This window comes from Marinococcus sp. LNSP9103-4, assembly GCF_056034345.1.
In genome coordinates this window covers 51,538-65,593 of sequence record NZ_JBQLIA010000018.1, presented here as the reverse complement: position 1 = coordinate 65,593, position 14,056 = coordinate 51,538, and the positions used below count along the sequence as shown (strand labels likewise).

The window sequence follows — 14,056 nt, the reverse complement described above, 5'->3', positions numbered from 1 at the left end:
CTATTGCACCCCGTTGGAAGTATTCATGAGGTATATGGAGAATGATATGGTGTCTAACTTAATTTGACGATTTAAATCATAAGAACTTTTTTTATTTCGTAGTAAAATAAGTTCGTCTAATATAAACATTAAGACGTACGTAGTATGATTTCGGGAATGTATAAACGACGAGAGCTGACAGTGATTAGGTGACCGCTGCGTGCGGGGATCGCCTGTAAAAGACCAGTTTCCGATCGTATTCGACATTGTTTCGCGCGTAATCGACTCGGACCCGCTCGTATTTGAATGTATGAAAGGAGGAACAGAATGAAGGTTTTAATTGTTGGCGGCGGTATCGCCGGCTTAACACTAGCCGATTGTCTGCTTCGCTCGGGCCACAACGTAACTATCTTGGAGAAAGCGTCAAAGCTTCGCACAGAAGGCTATATGATCGATTTTTTCGGTCCGGGATACGCGGCAGCTGAAAAAATGGGGCTGCTACAAGAGCTGGAGAAGATTCATTATCCAATCGAATCATTGAAGTTTCTGAACCCGGATGGGAAGGAGAAATCATCCATTCCCTACCAGTCCCTGCGAAATATGGTTCAGAATAAGCACTACAATTTCATGCGGGGAGAGTTAGAACGCCTTTTATACAATCGTATCAAAGCGCAGGTTGATTTTCGCTTCGGAACCACGGTTCAATCTATTACACAGCGTTCCGAAGAGGTAGATGTCACCATTTCCGACGGCTCCTCTTTCCCCTGTGATCTGCTGGTAGGAGCCGACGATATTCATTCCAAGGTTCGTTCATTAATTTTTGGAAACGATCCATCTCCTCTCCATTTCCTTGGTTATAACACCGCTGCCTTTATTTTGGACGCGAAACAAACGGAAAAGAAATACCGTCATTCTTTTAATATGTTGATACGTCCCAATCGGCAGGTTACGGTCTATCCTATCAGTGGGGGGAGACTGGCCACTTTTTTCTTATATAAATCACCTAAACTGGAAAAGCCGATTACCAGAAAAGCGATTGCCCGGGATCTTCGCACCCATTATGGTGATCTGGGATGGATTATACCCGAACTACTCGATTCGGTGGAAAAAGCGTCGGATCTATACTTTGACGAAGTTTCTCAGGTTCAGATGCCTGAATGGACAAAAGGACGCGTGACCCTGATAGGTGATGCTTGCCAGGCAGTCTCCTTGATCGCAGGGCAAGGGGCTTCCATGGCGATGGCCGGGGCCTGGGTCCTTTCCCGCGAAATTGAAAAAGATACGGATGTTTCCGCTGCCCTACAGCATTATGAGCGTCTGATGCAGCCTGCCATTGCTGACATCCAACAATTCGGCAGGCGGTTTGCGAAATGGTTTGCGCCGGAAAATCATGTGACCCTTTGGATCCGGGAGATCGGCATGCGGTTAGTTTTCACTCCTCCCATCCGCCGATTCATTAATCTGGACAGAACGAAGCTTCCTAAATAGTAATATACAACATACTGTCAAATGGTTAATCCGCCATCCACGCTCAATACAGTTCCTGTGATAAAGCGCGCTACTTCGGAGGCAAGGAACGCGTAAGCATTGGCAATATTTGCTGCATCACCGATTTCATCTTCCTTCCTATCCACTTTTTTGTCCCGGACCCATCCCCAAAAGTGGATAGGACCCAACTTTATTCTGGCGTTCACATTATTGATAATCAGTTGAACTCTTGTTTTTTGAAGAGTTTCTTATGATCCATGCGACGATACCGAAAGTCGAGCCGGGCGTGAAAGTATTTAAGGAAAAGCGTATGTCAAATTGCTTTATGCACTAGGCGAACCGGACGATGTATCTCCTGTTTATAAAGCGAAACCGGATGAAGGATTGCTTTTACGTTAATCGAATCATTTCCTCCACAATCATAGAAAACATGATTAAAAGACTAAGAGTTGGCCTTCGTAAACGCTTAACTTTTAGTTTTTTTATATGAACAATGAAAGCTTTCTAGTTCTTTCCAGCAAGCCTTTTTGGACGGAATTGGTACAACGGCTTTCGTGCTCTTGATGTTCAGGAGATATGAGTGGACCAAAACGTTCTTTATTCTACTTGGTTGGTTTAAAAGTCAGATGAAGTCTCTCAAAAGGCGTACTTTTTGATATGGTTTAAAAGAAAGAAATCTATTTTCGCCCAAGTTGACTTTCTCTTGATGAGTTATATTTTTTGAAACACGGAAAACTTAGATTGCCCTTCCCTTTCAAATAAAGATTTATTTAAGGATATATGTACGGTCCATGAAATTTTAAAGTTGCTCTTACAAAAATTTTTATGGGATACACCCTATGAGTGTATCCCATAAGTATTCATTTCCTAGCTTTGCTTCTCATTTGCTCTATTTACTGTATTTGACTGGATACAATCATTCGGTTCGTGGTCCCTTGAGTTCACAACCTATAATGGCATCCGGACGGACGAGTAAGGAATCTCCTAACGCCAATACTTCATGATCACGCTTATTAATCACTGCTGTCATGGCCTGTTGGATATCAAAATACGTTTCCAGAGCCTCGTCTTCATCTGATACTTTATACGCCATTTCATGCCCGTTGGTTAACGTTACGATAATTTTAAACATGCTCTCTCCTCCTTTAGGATACATAAAGTCACAGGCAAGCAGTATTGCTCGTGGGTGGAATGCTTGGTCCAGCAGGATCACACGTTCCATGCGCCAGAAATGATCAATAGTCGCAATGGTATATTTTTACTCATTTCCATTATATTCCTCTATGCTTCTGCTATAAAACAAAAAAACCGAAAAGGGAAAACTTGCTCCCATTTCGGTTCCCGAAAACATGCCAACCAGCGGACGAGAAGCTATCGTTTCTTCTCGGGCTCCAGTGCCAGCACCATGTATCCTTTGTCTTCCGCAAAATCCCAATCCAGGAAGATCTCTAGGATTTTTCTCTGCAGAATCGGCGCCATGTGCTCCTGTTGAAACAGGCGCCGCTCCATCGGCCGTTTGGCAATTTTCAGCTGTTCCTGGAACCCGGCGCGAATGAGTTCGTGTTCAATTTCGACAAAAATACCGGACCGGTAGACCATAATCGTGCGATCATCAATCCAATACGCTTTCGTATAGTCCGGCTCTTTCTGTCCTTTAGCGCTAAGGTTGACCACTTTCCGTTCAAACGTCCGCTGACTAAGCTGCCCCGGCCAGGAAAAGGTCGTTGGCGGATCCTCCTCCAGTACAGCCCAGATCATGCCGCTGCGTGCTTCGAAATTCCAGTCAAAATACCATTCTTTAATCGTACCATTAATCATTTCTTCAAGATCCGGCTGAATTTTGGGACAGAATTCCTTCATAATACATTCCCTTGCTTTCGCCACATGCTGTTCTTCCTGTTGCTGCAGCAAAATCGTTTCCATCGGCGCTAAAAAATCTTTCACGTACAGGATAACAAACGGGCGCTTCAAGGACACGTGCACGTTCACCGGCCCTTTGCCAAAATGATCCCTTAATGCTTTGCCGGTATACGCCGCAATCATCTGGGCTTCAGTTTGTTGTCGTTCCATAAATTCTCCTTTACGTTCAACCTTGAGTTTTGTTTTCTTACGTACCATGATACTAGCCAGGGAGCTTTATATATACGTATTTTCAGAAGATTGAGACCTGCAGGCTACGCTTAACAAGTCCTATTAGCTCTTTATGGCAGAAACCGTCGTGGTTTCGGCGACGAAATACCAGACTTTCAACAGGGAAAAAAGGATAACATTCGTCTGCCTAGCAGGTGATTTCCAAATGTTTCATCCTATTATTCTATATGAATCGTAGGCCCGGCAGCGTATCATTGTAGATGGAAGGCACAAAGAATGGTGGCTTCTACTTGATTGAGAGCGCTTCCTAAGCCGGCAGGGGGCGCTTTTATGCGTTCCAGGCAAGACTAACCCCCAGGTGACGACAATCAATCGCCAGGCGATTCGCTCCTTCTTCGAATCCAAGCATCCCCGAGTATTCATTCTCTATACCATACAGAGACCCTCTAGAATTTTTTTCTCTATTCTCTAACCCATTCCTTTTTTACACAAGCTCCTCATCGAAACCCAGGAACCAACACAGAAGGACATGGTTTTTATGGTTGCATTCTTTATAGAAATTCTGGTTCGTAGAAGCATAATATTTTCTGGAAGGGGTATTAATTCTAAAATAACTGCTTGTCAAAATGATAACTGCCTGCCGAATAAAACCACTATGTTTTATGCATATTTAGTCACAGATGTTATTTCAGGACTAAAGTATGGTTGAAATTCCCTTTTATATCACTATAATGGTAATCATATCAATCGTAAGTAACAGGGTCTATTATCATTTTTCGTTCGTTTCCGTGATTTCTCCCTCATAGACCTATGTCTTATTGGCATTGATCTTTCACAATATATCATTAACTAATTTTATGGTTAAGAAAAGAGACAAAAAGCTATTTTCGGGCCATACCTTCCTCCTCGGGAAGGTATGGCTTTTTTATGTCCAGAAAGGAGTATTCATCCATGGCTGCTTGTCCGTTTGGCTACGCGATTCACGGAAATCTCATCATCGTCGGTACGACACTCGAACTCGCCTACTACCCGGACGGCCAATGGGTGGCCTCGTATTTCAGACCGGATCATTTGTTTTATTCGTTGTACCCCTTTTCGGCGGCCGGCACCCCCGTCAAGTTTCTTCCGGGAGCAGAAGCCCTTTCTCCCCCTGTGGGAGAGGTATTGCCGGCAAGGGGTGGCTGCCGCCCATTACGCGTTTATCACTACCAAAGGAGGGATCCGCCGATGAGTGCCTTCCTCATCATCGTCGTATATGGGGTGTTCTGCTGGACGCTTCTGGCAGATCCTAGCCGCTGGCAATGACCCGGGAGCGATGGTCCCGGGGGAAGGGAACGCCCGGATGATCACCTGCCTCAGGAGAACCTACTTAGTTTCGTTTACTGACTGTTACAAGGACAAGACGCCAGAGAAAAGGAGTATTCGTATGAACAAGGAATTTACGCGCATCGTTTTGGCAAAAATGGTCCAGGCCGCCGACGGGCAGCTGCCCGCGGATATCAACGGCTTCGTCGACGTCGCCCATCACAACCACGAGGCCGCTGCCCTGCTGCCGTTTTACATGTACTGTTTTGACCCGCACGGATGGCAGGAGTACACGCTGTTCACCGATGATCCCCTGCCCGCCGTCTTAAACCACGCCGCGTATGTCGCCCTTGGGGCGCCGGCACTTCACGCGGGTAAACCCATCAAACGCTATTTTTACGGCGCGGCAGCCATTACGCCGCTGCCGGTAAACCGGCAGGGAGCGGCCGACATGAAAACATGGGCCGGGAAAATGTTTCGTCAGTACCAGCTGTTGCGTTCAAGCCCGCGTCCATCGGCACCCAGAACCAGCGCTGGAGGCAGACGCCCCCGGGCATGGAGGGCCAACGCCAGACAGAGGGGGACGACCGGTGGATACTACAGACAGGAAGCTTCTGATTGAATCACAGCCGGCAGATCCATCCACGCTGGTACGCTTCGTCTATATGACGCAGGAGCCGGCGCAGCCGGATCGCCTGTGGTTTATCGGAAGCACCACGGAGTTTCAGGACGAAAGCCTTTGGGAGGTGGATCCGGCTCATTGGTTTGACCTCGGTGATGAGATCGAATGGCAGCAGGCGGCGGGGAAGGTAGTCGCGATCGAAACCGTCCCTCTTCCTTCTTCTCCGACTCTGCCGACAGCGGATAAAGTCATCACATACTACGTCGCTTCCAGCGATTTTCCGCTCATGTAAGTGGTGACGGCTGTGTTAGCCCCTGCTACGATCATTGGCTGCTTCCCTTGGTAGCAGCCGGAAAGAAGAAGGTGTATGAACAAACACTCAGCGTACGTTATGACCTTTGTCGCGGCCAATCGATAGACCAACTGCTCCAACATGCATATATTTACTGTTTTTAACACCTTTATTTGTCCCAATATTTGGACAGATAAATAGCAAGGAACGCTTATAACTGAAAACCCATGGAAACCCAAAAGCCTCATGACCCACTCTCACCGGCACCAGACGTTTTGGCATTCATGAAGAATCCGAAGAGAACTTCCTGGTGCATGAACCCGGAGTATTTATGAAAGGAGCTTATTATGTCACGCCCCATGAACTATGTTGTATGGAATGATATCACTCACGCCCTCGAAGACCAGCAGCCGGCAAGCATCGAACGGTTTGTCCAACGGGCCTATGCCCACCAGCCGGTAGCTCTCCTGCTTCCCTTTTATATGTATCACTGGCACCCCTACGAATGGCAGGAGTACACCTTATGGGGGGCCGATCCGTTGCCGGCCTTGCTCAATCATGCCACGTACATGGCCGTGGATGCGCCCGCGCTGCATGCCGCGCCCTCGATCAAACGCTATTTTTACAGCGCCTCCTTGATTGCCCCGCTGCCGGAGGCCAATCCCACGGCGCGGCCCGTGGAACACTGGGTGTATCATCTGTCCCGGCAATACTATCGTTTGCAGCAAAAAACCCAGTTGATCAATACTCATCATCGGATTCCATCGACCTGGCTGGCCCCCAGGCAGAAAGCCCTTCTCTATAAGGAGACATGAACCCACGGAGACCAGGGAGTATCTCCAGGCAATCATACACTATCCATAGGTTTGTTTCCGGTGGATCCTCTTACGGCTGATCAACGTGCCATAGGGTTGTCTCGAGAAACCACCCAGGAAACGCAGGACGAAGGCCCATCATTGTCCGTCTCCCCCGTCCCTACAAGAAAGGAGCACATATGAAAAACAATCAACCCTACGTGATCGCTTCGGTCGCTGATCATCATGATGCTGATTCGTTGGGCGTTGCCATGACGTCCGTGCTGTCGAACACCGCGCAGCCGGAGCGTTTCGTTTTTTGCATCGTGGACGGTGGCCTATCGCTCAAAAACAAATATTACCTGGAACAACTGGCGCAGCATTTCCACACCACCATCCGCCTGATCCCCGGGGCGGGGAATGGTTACTCCGCTCGGGCTAGGGCCGCCCTGGAGCGTTACCGCCACGTCCCCCGAGCCGCCGCCTACCGGCTGCTGCTTCCGTACCTGATCGAAGGAGAAGTGGACCGGTTATTGTACCTCGACAGCGATACGCTGATTCGCACGGACGTCACCGCCCTGTGGGAGGAGCCCATGGGCACCGGATCGGTAGCTGTGGCCGAACCACGCCCTGACGCCGAACGGGCCGCCGCTCTCGGGCTCCCGCGGGTGCATGGGGGCCTCGATCCGGGCCTGATGATGATCCATGTGGCGCAATGGAAAGCCCAGCACCTGTCCACCGCTGTTTTTACACAGATGACCCGCCGGGGGCACTCCTTTGCAGACAGCCTGCACGCTGTAACGTATCCGGACCAGTGGTGGTGGCACCCCCGGTGGAACACCACCACCGAGATGTTTACGCAGCCCCTGCCCGCGCACGCCTACGGGGACCGGGTGGTGGAAGCCCTCCAGGCCCCGGCCGCCGTCCATTTTAACGGCCCGGTCAAGCCGTGGCACGCTTACTGCCCGCACCCGTACAAATACGAATACACCTATTACCGTCACCAGTGGCTCTCGCTGGTCACCCTGACCTCGGCGATAAGCTCGAACGGCGGCGGTCGGTAAGGAAGGGGCTAGCGATCGAAACACTCCCCCTTCCTGTCCCTGCCGGCAGCGGATACAGCCAACACGTACTACGTCGCCTCCAGCGACACCAACGGTCCCCCAGCACCTGAGAAGAAAACGTCGTTTGATATTCATAAGACCATTTACATTCATAGGAGGTTACTGTCATGAAACGAAACCCTGAATTCATCGATACCGTGATCAACAGAGGCATCCAGCGCATCAGCAACAAACTGGATCTTCCCCTCATAGACAACAACGGGGAGTCATTGAAAGATAAACTCCTCCTGTTTTACCAAAAGTATCCCGCAGCCAAAACATGCATGATTGAGACCGAAGATAACATTATCTATTATCGCGGATCCCGGTCCAATTTCATGGAAGTGACCAATGTGAAACGATTATCCTCCATGACGCTTGAAGCGATTGATAAAACGTACCCTCAAAGAGTCATTTCTTAAGGGGGGGGGTTCCCCACGGCGGTTGAAGACCCTGAAGACGTGGATGAAAATCGTCGCCCCACCCAGGCAGAATGGCATATCCTAACATTTCTCACAGAAAGGAAGATCCATCATGGAACCATGTCACCGTATCTTAGTTGGCGTCGACGCCCTGGAAGCCACCTCGCATGATCCGTTGGCGCATGCCGTGCAAGCAGCCAAGGAGCATCAAGCCACGTTACTGATTGCCTTTCTATTGGATACCAACGGCTATGCCTCGTTCGAGCGCATGGACCCCCACGGATTCCGCCAGCTTCAAGCGCAGGCCTCCTCCCAGCTGCAGCGAAACAAAGCGTGGGCCATGGAACAGGGAGTTCCACACGTCGAAACCATCATGGAGGCCGGTGTGCCGAAACGGGACCTCGGGAACCTTAGCGCCAGATACGACGTCGACCTGGTCGTTCTAGGGGCATCAGGAGCTTCCAGGCTCGACCGGGTGATGCTCGGCAATACCGCCAAACACGTTCGAAAACAGGTCGACTGCCACGTCCAAGTCATTTTGACGTAAGAGGGGGCATCCTTCGACCACTCCAAGCCATTGGCCCACTCATGTTTGAACGCTCACAGGGGAAGGAATAACTGCTATGTACACATTTCCCCGTGTACCCCCCTTATGCTATAGCATGCATACACCCTGGTAATCCCGACCGTTACACGGTTCGGGTCTTTTTTCTTTTTATGGCTGATTTTTCTGGTAAGAAGAACGAGAAATCCCTCGAGCAAAAGCCTTTCTTTATTTGCCGGTTCTATTCTCTGCTCGTAAACGCATTCAAAAGTATAGAAAAAATCATTGTTAACGTAATCGCAATTATCAATAGTCTTTCTTCAAAATACAAGCATCTCGAACCTTTAGACGTCGAGATACTTGTTAAATCTTAGACCTGATAAAGTTTTCTGCTCCTGATATTCCTCTTTGTTTAAAAGTGTTAAAATTTAGAAAAATGTGTATGAAAGGAGGAAATAATGGATGCAACAAGTATGGCACCTACTCCTATCCGTATTTGTTATATTATTATTCATCCCGAACGAGTCTTCTGCAGAAATAAAAAAGAAGGAAGACATTCGTGCAGCTTCCTCTGATGAAGCCGTCACCACCCAAACAGAAAATGGCATTACGGACTATCTGCCAGCCTCTCCCCTGCTGTCAAACAATCCTACCGCCTTTCTTTCTTCTTCCGTGCTCTCAGCCCATACCACAGAGCCTGAAGACGAGGAAATGACCATTCATTTTTTGGACGTGGGCCAGGGGGACAGTATACTCGTAGAGTCTCCCACGGGAGAAACGATGTTGATTGACGGCGGTCGCCAATGGGAAACCGATACGATTCTTTCTTACCTGGAAAAAGAAGGAATCGATGAACTGGACTGGGTCGTAGGTACCCATCCAGATGCGGATCATATTGGAGGACTCATTGGAGTATTTGAAGGAGTAGAAGTGAAAAACGTACTCGATAGCGGGAAAGAGCACACCACGGATACCTACCTGGATTATTTAGAGGTTATTGACGAGCAAAACATTAACTTTGTGGAAGCTCAGGAGGGAGACGACGTAGATGTGGCCCCGCTGGCGCACGTTCAAATTTTAAACGGGTATAATGAAAGTAGTGATTTAAATGAATCCTCTATCGTATTGCGCCTTTCGTATAAAGATATAGATGTGATGTTCATGGGAGATGCCACCGAGGAGAATGAAGAGGACATACTAGAACAATACGACGTGGAAGCGGAGATTCTGAAGGCCGGACATCACGGGGCTGATACCTCCACAGGTTCGTCCTTCGTGGATGCCGTTGATCCGGAAGCAGCGGTGCTTTCCTATGGCGATAATAATTACGGACATCCGGACCCGGATGTTATGGAACGTTTGCGTGCTCATGACACGGATTTGTTCAGTACCGCTGATAGTGGACATATAACGATGACGACTGAAGGAAACCATTACGATATTCACGCTCAACCGTGGGATGGAAACGAGAAAGACGCTGATCCAGAGAAAGAATTGATTAACGTAAATACCGCCGGCTTTGAAGAGTTACAGGAAGTCACAGGAGTGGGACCAACACTTGCTCAAAACATCTTGGACTATAGAGAAGCCCACGGACCGTTTGAATCTATAGAAGAGCTTGATAATGTCCCTTATATTGGATCTGCCACCATCGAAGAAATGCGCCCAGACATTACACTTGGTTAGGAGGGATTATGTGGAAAAATACACCGTCGATCGATTTGAAGGAACTCTTGCGATTCTCCTTTTGGCTGGTAATGAATCGGTACAAAGGGAAATGGAAAGAGACCAAATGCCCAATGGCCTGACTGAAGGCGATGTCGTGGAAATTGCATGGAACAATGACGGATCCATGCAATCGGTCCTCTTAAAAACGGAAGAAACCGAATTCAAAAAAGAAAGGGCCCGGTCGCTCCTCAACAAATTGAAAGACAAGAAATAACGGTCGTTACAAACATCAAAAAAGGGGGACAGACCTGTTTTTGGTCTGTTCTCCTCTGTTTTATCCCTCTTCTAAAAGACGGTATACTTTATCAACATGGATCGAAATCACGTCTCCCTGTTTAATGAATTCTTCTTTTTTAGGGCACTGAAAACCGCACTCGTGGTTTCTCTAGTGGATACTATTGGGATGTCTCTACATGAACGATAAAAACACTTCCACGCTAATGATGCAGACACAATTATCCACCATGGCTTCAACGTAGAAATTTTGTCTATTAGCGCCATGGAATCTGTTTCTCTAAAAATATTTCCACTCGTTAAAATATCCACCGTAAACTGCCTCCCCTGATGATTCAACCGATACACCCGCACCTGCCCCTGTTTTAATAAAAACAGAGTTGGAATGAGCCTTCCGGGGAAACAATGACCGTCCCTTTATTGACCCGATGTATGTCACTCAGGTGATCAATGGCCTGTAGTTCTTCCTTGGTCAATTCTTCGAATAAACTAATTTGAGCAATCATCGAAAGCTTGTCCACGCCCCCTTTCTTTATATCGATGTCATACTTTTGCAACCAATATAGATCATTTCATCATTTCCATCGATTTTTACCCAAACATTGAAGGGTGTTTTTCGAACAAAAAGCTACTTTTGGAATGTACATACTATTCGTGCTCCCTTAATACTCTCACGGCCAGGGAACCGGATGACGATTTCATTTTTTGAACCGTGCCTGCTCGTTCTAATTGCTCCACGGCATCACTGATTTCTTTAGCATGAACGGGAAAAGACATTTTCTTAGACACTTCACGCCCTAATGCCGACATTTCCCATTCATGCTTGCTAGACCCCAAACAGCTTATCACTTCTTGTTTCAAACGTTGCGTGTGCATGTACTCCCCCCAGGCCCTACCAATGCATGCTTGCACAGTAATATTTTATCGATGTGATTGTTAAACCCCTCCGTAGCGGTGCCTACATAGAGAACTTCTTCTTCCTTGCTGAGCCCTAATTGATCGGTCACTTCCCAAAAATAAGCGCCGCCTGCTTCTTGAAGGAGTTGAAGATACGGTTCTATTCGGCGGCGTTCGTGATGATCCATGGACACGAACGCCTTCTCCTGATGCATTAACGCCCACCCCAGGTCCTGATGCAGTTCTTTCGAAAAAATGCGCACGGCTTTTTGAATTTTATAGCTTTTCAACGATACGACCATTTGCTCCTCCCTTTCTTTGCTTCATCTTTCTTTTTATAATGCTTAACCGATTACTCCCACATAGAATGACAAACTTTCTATTAATTTATCATTATTTATATCAATAAAGACTCTTAAATATTTTCTATTTCCATTTTTATCTTTATTTGTACTATATTTCCTCTATGATAGTATTCACATAACATTCTTATTCGGGGGCTTCACATGATAAACGAGAAGTTTCACCAATATGAGAACAAGAACCCTGAAACTACGGTCATATTAGCTGCCTTTTGGACTCAGTGGTGTACGCCGTGCCGGCGATTGCCTTACATTCTCGACAGAGTGCAATATAAAATGCAAGAACAGGTTGCCATTCTTACGGTCCACGCGCAGGAATCACCTCATCTTACCGAAAATTTTGAAGTGACAGTCTTGCCTACTCTACTGATTATACGAAAGGGACATATCCTCGAACGCCTGGAAGGGCTTCATTCTTCGCCGGAAATTATCCATTACTTGAAACCTCATATTTAATGACAGTTGGAATGCATGAAAGAGGGCCAAACGTGCGCTTCCTACCCGTTCCCTTTCTTCGTTCCGTAAATGTGGAGGCTATTATTGGTCTTTTGCTTTTCGTTCGACTGATAGGTTTCTACATTATAGGCTTAATTTTTCCAACGGGATCCCCTCCTACTTTTTTCCTTTCTGAGTTTTGCGGATGGTGATAATCACCTCTCAAAACCCCTTTGCCACAGGGATTTAGCTAGCTATTTTTTGTTTCGGCAAAGTCCCTTTTTTCTTTGTTTCACAAGAAGCAGCTTTGCCTTGATGATATTTCCGCTTCCCTATTCTTCATTCCATCCCCGTATAATAAGAAATGAAGGAGGTTCATTCAGTTGCAATTATTTTTTATCATCTTTTTTTGCTTATGTTTATTTTTCCCTGTGCTCCACCTGTTCCACTGCCTCCCCTGGTTCCGGGAAACGGACGAACGACAGCCGGTGGTCACCGGCGGCCGGACAGGCATCAGCATTATTATTCCATCCTACAATGAGGCCGGCATTATCCGTACCTCTATGCAGAGCATGAAGGCGTTGGATGCAGAACAAGCCGAAGTTCTCTACATCGATGACGGCTCGCGGGACGATACTTTTATGCTGTTGAACGAGGAGCTGGACCTGCACCTTTGGGAGAAACAAGCCCTTGGCTCTCTCCCCCATCAGCCCGTGGAAGGGGTCTACCGCTCGTCGCTGCATCCGAACATCTACGTCATTCAAAAAAGGAACGGAGGGAAAGCGGACGCCCTGAACGCCGGTATTGAATACGCCGCCGAAGAGGTGGTGGTGACGCTGGATGCTGATACGGTTCTCACCCCGGAGGCACTGCCCGTCATCAACAACAAATTTTCCGATTCGGATGTGGTGGCAGCGGGCGGCATGGTGCATGTTCTGCAGACCAAAACCGCCTCGCCATTACGGAAGCTCACCCTCGCGGGCACCAGCATGCTGCTCCGTGTCCAAATGCTCGATTTTCTGAAGGCATTCTACGTCACCAAGCTGTCGCTGGCCCGTTTTCAGGCGCTCGCAATCATTTCAGGCGCTTTTGGTATTTTTCGCAAGGATGCCCTGCTTGATGTTGGCGGTTACCGATCCTCCGTCGGAGAGGATATCGATATTACCCTGAAAATCCACCGCTATATTGGACGGCAGAAAAACAAAAAGGTGTTACTGCTGACCGAAGCGATCAGCTATACCGAGCTCCCCGAAACATGGAAGGACCTGTTTAAACAGCGGATCCGGTGGCAGAAGTCCTACATGGACTGCCTCGTGCACTTTCGTTCGTTTTTTGCCCGGACGCTCGTTACAAAGGCGGTTTCCTTTTTCTATATCATCGAATCTCTAATCGTTGGCATTTTAGCTGCTTACGTGACCGCCGGCTTCTTTGTCGCCAACGCCTTCCTGAACATGGCATTTGTCTTTGTAGGCTTTATCGTCGTCTATATGAGCTACATATTCGTGTTTAATTTCATCTATAATATGCTGGCCCTCCGCCAGGTTAATCATTACGGGTTTACGTTTAGCAAAGGCGACCGCCTCCGCCTGCTTGCGACCATTGTCTTTGACGTATTCGTGCATCGGTTTATCACGATGTATTTTGTCATGTATGGAAGCATCGCTTATTTTTTCAACAAAGACTGGAAAAAAGTCTCCCGCACGGGAAACCATTACGACCTGCAGGCGGAACCGACTGATGCCAAAAAGAAATCTTAAATG

Annotated in this window: 18 protein-coding genes; 12 read left to right on the top strand and 6 right to left on the bottom strand. The window is 47.7% G+C overall.

What is annotated here, in order from left to right; translation table 11 throughout:
* Positions 1 to 306 precede the first annotated feature (306 nt).
* Positions 307 to 1,467 (top strand): FAD-dependent oxidoreductase, encoded by a 1,161-nt coding sequence (locus tag ACTRXG_RS12430; RefSeq protein WP_474285255.1) that lies wholly within the window; start codon positions 307 to 309, stop codon positions 1,465 to 1,467.
* Positions 1,468 to 1,484: 17 nt separating this feature from the next.
* Here the strand turns inward: ACTRXG_RS12430 and ACTRXG_RS12425 are convergent, their stop codons facing one another.
* The 3 genes from ACTRXG_RS12425 to ACTRXG_RS12415 all read right to left on the bottom strand — a co-directional run bounded on the left by ACTRXG_RS12425 (position 1,485) and on the right by ACTRXG_RS12415 (position 3,537).
* Positions 1,485 to 1,613, bottom strand: a complete 129-nt coding sequence (locus tag ACTRXG_RS12425; RefSeq protein ID WP_474262225.1) for an SDR family oxidoreductase — start codon at positions 1,611 to 1,613, stop codon at positions 1,485 to 1,487.
* 770 nt (positions 1,614 to 2,383) lie between these two features.
* Entirely contained in the window at positions 2,384 to 2,599 is a 216-nt protein-coding gene (locus ACTRXG_RS12420) for a hypothetical protein (protein ID WP_474285253.1), read from the bottom strand.
* A gap of 239 nt (positions 2,600 to 2,838) precedes the next feature.
* Positions 2,839 to 3,537 (bottom strand): Na-translocating system protein MpsC family protein, encoded by a 699-nt coding sequence (locus ACTRXG_RS12415; protein ID WP_474285252.1) that lies wholly within the window; start codon positions 3,535 to 3,537, stop codon positions 2,839 to 2,841.
* 972 nt (positions 3,538 to 4,509) lie between these two features.
* Between ACTRXG_RS12415 and ACTRXG_RS12410 the strand changes: the two genes are divergently transcribed.
* Positions 4,510 to 4,863: a hypothetical protein gene (locus tag ACTRXG_RS12410; protein ID WP_474285250.1), complete on the top strand. Its 354-nt coding sequence runs from the start codon at positions 4,510 to 4,512 to the stop codon at positions 4,861 to 4,863.
* Positions 4,864 to 4,927: 64 nt separating this feature from the next.
* Here ACTRXG_RS12410 and ACTRXG_RS12405 read toward each other — a convergent pair whose 3' ends face one another.
* Complete coding sequence (locus tag ACTRXG_RS12405) at positions 4,928 to 5,092, bottom strand: hypothetical protein (RefSeq protein WP_474285248.1); 165 nt, start codon at positions 5,090 to 5,092, stop codon at positions 4,928 to 4,930.
* Between the two features lie 27 nt (positions 5,093 to 5,119).
* Between ACTRXG_RS12405 and ACTRXG_RS12400 the strand changes: the two genes are divergently transcribed.
* From ACTRXG_RS12400 to ACTRXG_RS12365, 8 genes are all read left to right on the top strand, one after another.
* A complete protein-coding gene (locus ACTRXG_RS12400; RefSeq protein ID WP_474285246.1) occupies positions 5,120 to 5,485 on the top strand; it encodes a hypothetical protein in 366 nt (121 codons plus the stop codon).
* On the top strand, positions 5,454 to 5,777 hold the full coding sequence (locus tag ACTRXG_RS12395; protein WP_474285244.1) for a hypothetical protein: 324 nt from the start codon (positions 5,454 to 5,456) through the stop codon (positions 5,775 to 5,777). Before ACTRXG_RS12400 ends, ACTRXG_RS12395 begins: the two co-directional genes overlap by 32 nt.
* A 347-nt stretch (positions 5,778 to 6,124) precedes the next feature.
* A complete protein-coding gene (locus ACTRXG_RS12390) occupies positions 6,125 to 6,592 on the top strand; it encodes a hypothetical protein (RefSeq protein ID WP_474285242.1) in 468 nt (155 codons plus the stop codon).
* Positions 6,593 to 6,771: 179 nt separating this feature from the next.
* Positions 6,772 to 7,635 carry a glycosyltransferase family 8 protein gene (locus tag ACTRXG_RS12385; protein ID WP_474285240.1) on the top strand — a complete coding sequence of 288 codons (864 nt, stop codon included), beginning with the start codon at positions 6,772 to 6,774 and terminating at the stop codon, positions 7,633 to 7,635.
* Positions 7,636 to 7,802: 167 nt separating this feature from the next.
* Positions 7,803 to 8,096 carry a hypothetical protein gene (locus tag ACTRXG_RS12380; RefSeq protein ID WP_474285239.1) on the top strand — a complete coding sequence of 98 codons (294 nt, stop codon included), beginning with the start codon at positions 7,803 to 7,805 and terminating at the stop codon, positions 8,094 to 8,096.
* Positions 8,097 to 8,208: 112 nt separating this feature from the next.
* Entirely contained in the window at positions 8,209 to 8,643 is a 435-nt protein-coding gene (locus ACTRXG_RS12375; RefSeq protein ID WP_474285237.1) for a universal stress protein, read from the top strand.
* A gap of 459 nt (positions 8,644 to 9,102) precedes the next feature.
* Positions 9,103 to 10,326, top strand: a complete 1,224-nt coding sequence (locus ACTRXG_RS12370) for a helix-hairpin-helix domain-containing protein (RefSeq protein ID WP_474285235.1) — start codon at positions 9,103 to 9,105, stop codon at positions 10,324 to 10,326.
* Between the two features lie 10 nt (positions 10,327 to 10,336).
* Entirely contained in the window at positions 10,337 to 10,582 is a 246-nt protein-coding gene (locus ACTRXG_RS12365) for a DUF3006 domain-containing protein (protein WP_474285233.1), read from the top strand.
* A 668-nt stretch (positions 10,583 to 11,250) separates the two neighbouring features.
* On the opposite strand, the gene ACTRXG_RS12360 is transcribed toward ACTRXG_RS12365, so the two are convergent.
* Together ACTRXG_RS12360 and ACTRXG_RS12355 are read right to left on the bottom strand one after the other, a co-directional pair.
* Entirely contained in the window at positions 11,251 to 11,478 is a 228-nt protein-coding gene (locus tag ACTRXG_RS12360) for a hypothetical protein (RefSeq protein ID WP_474285232.1), read from the bottom strand.
* The gene (locus ACTRXG_RS12355; protein ID WP_474285231.1) at positions 11,460 to 11,801 is read right to left on the bottom strand and encodes a hypothetical protein; all 342 of its coding nucleotides are present in this window, start codon (positions 11,799 to 11,801) and stop codon (positions 11,460 to 11,462) included. Before ACTRXG_RS12355 ends, ACTRXG_RS12360 begins: the two co-directional genes overlap by 19 nt.
* Before the next feature lie 204 nt (positions 11,802 to 12,005).
* Here ACTRXG_RS12355 and ACTRXG_RS12350 point away from each other — a divergent pair, with 204 nt between their 5' ends.
* Together ACTRXG_RS12350 and ACTRXG_RS12345 are read left to right on the top strand one after the other, a co-directional pair.
* Positions 12,006 to 12,317 (top strand): thioredoxin family protein, encoded by a 312-nt coding sequence (locus ACTRXG_RS12350; RefSeq protein ID WP_474285229.1) that lies wholly within the window; start codon positions 12,006 to 12,008, stop codon positions 12,315 to 12,317.
* Between the two features lie 362 nt (positions 12,318 to 12,679).
* The gene (locus ACTRXG_RS12345) at positions 12,680 to 14,053 is read left to right on the top strand and encodes a glycosyltransferase family 2 protein (RefSeq protein ID WP_474285227.1); all 1,374 of its coding nucleotides are present in this window, start codon (positions 12,680 to 12,682) and stop codon (positions 14,051 to 14,053) included.
* The last annotated feature ends 3 nt before the right edge of the window (positions 14,054 to 14,056 follow it).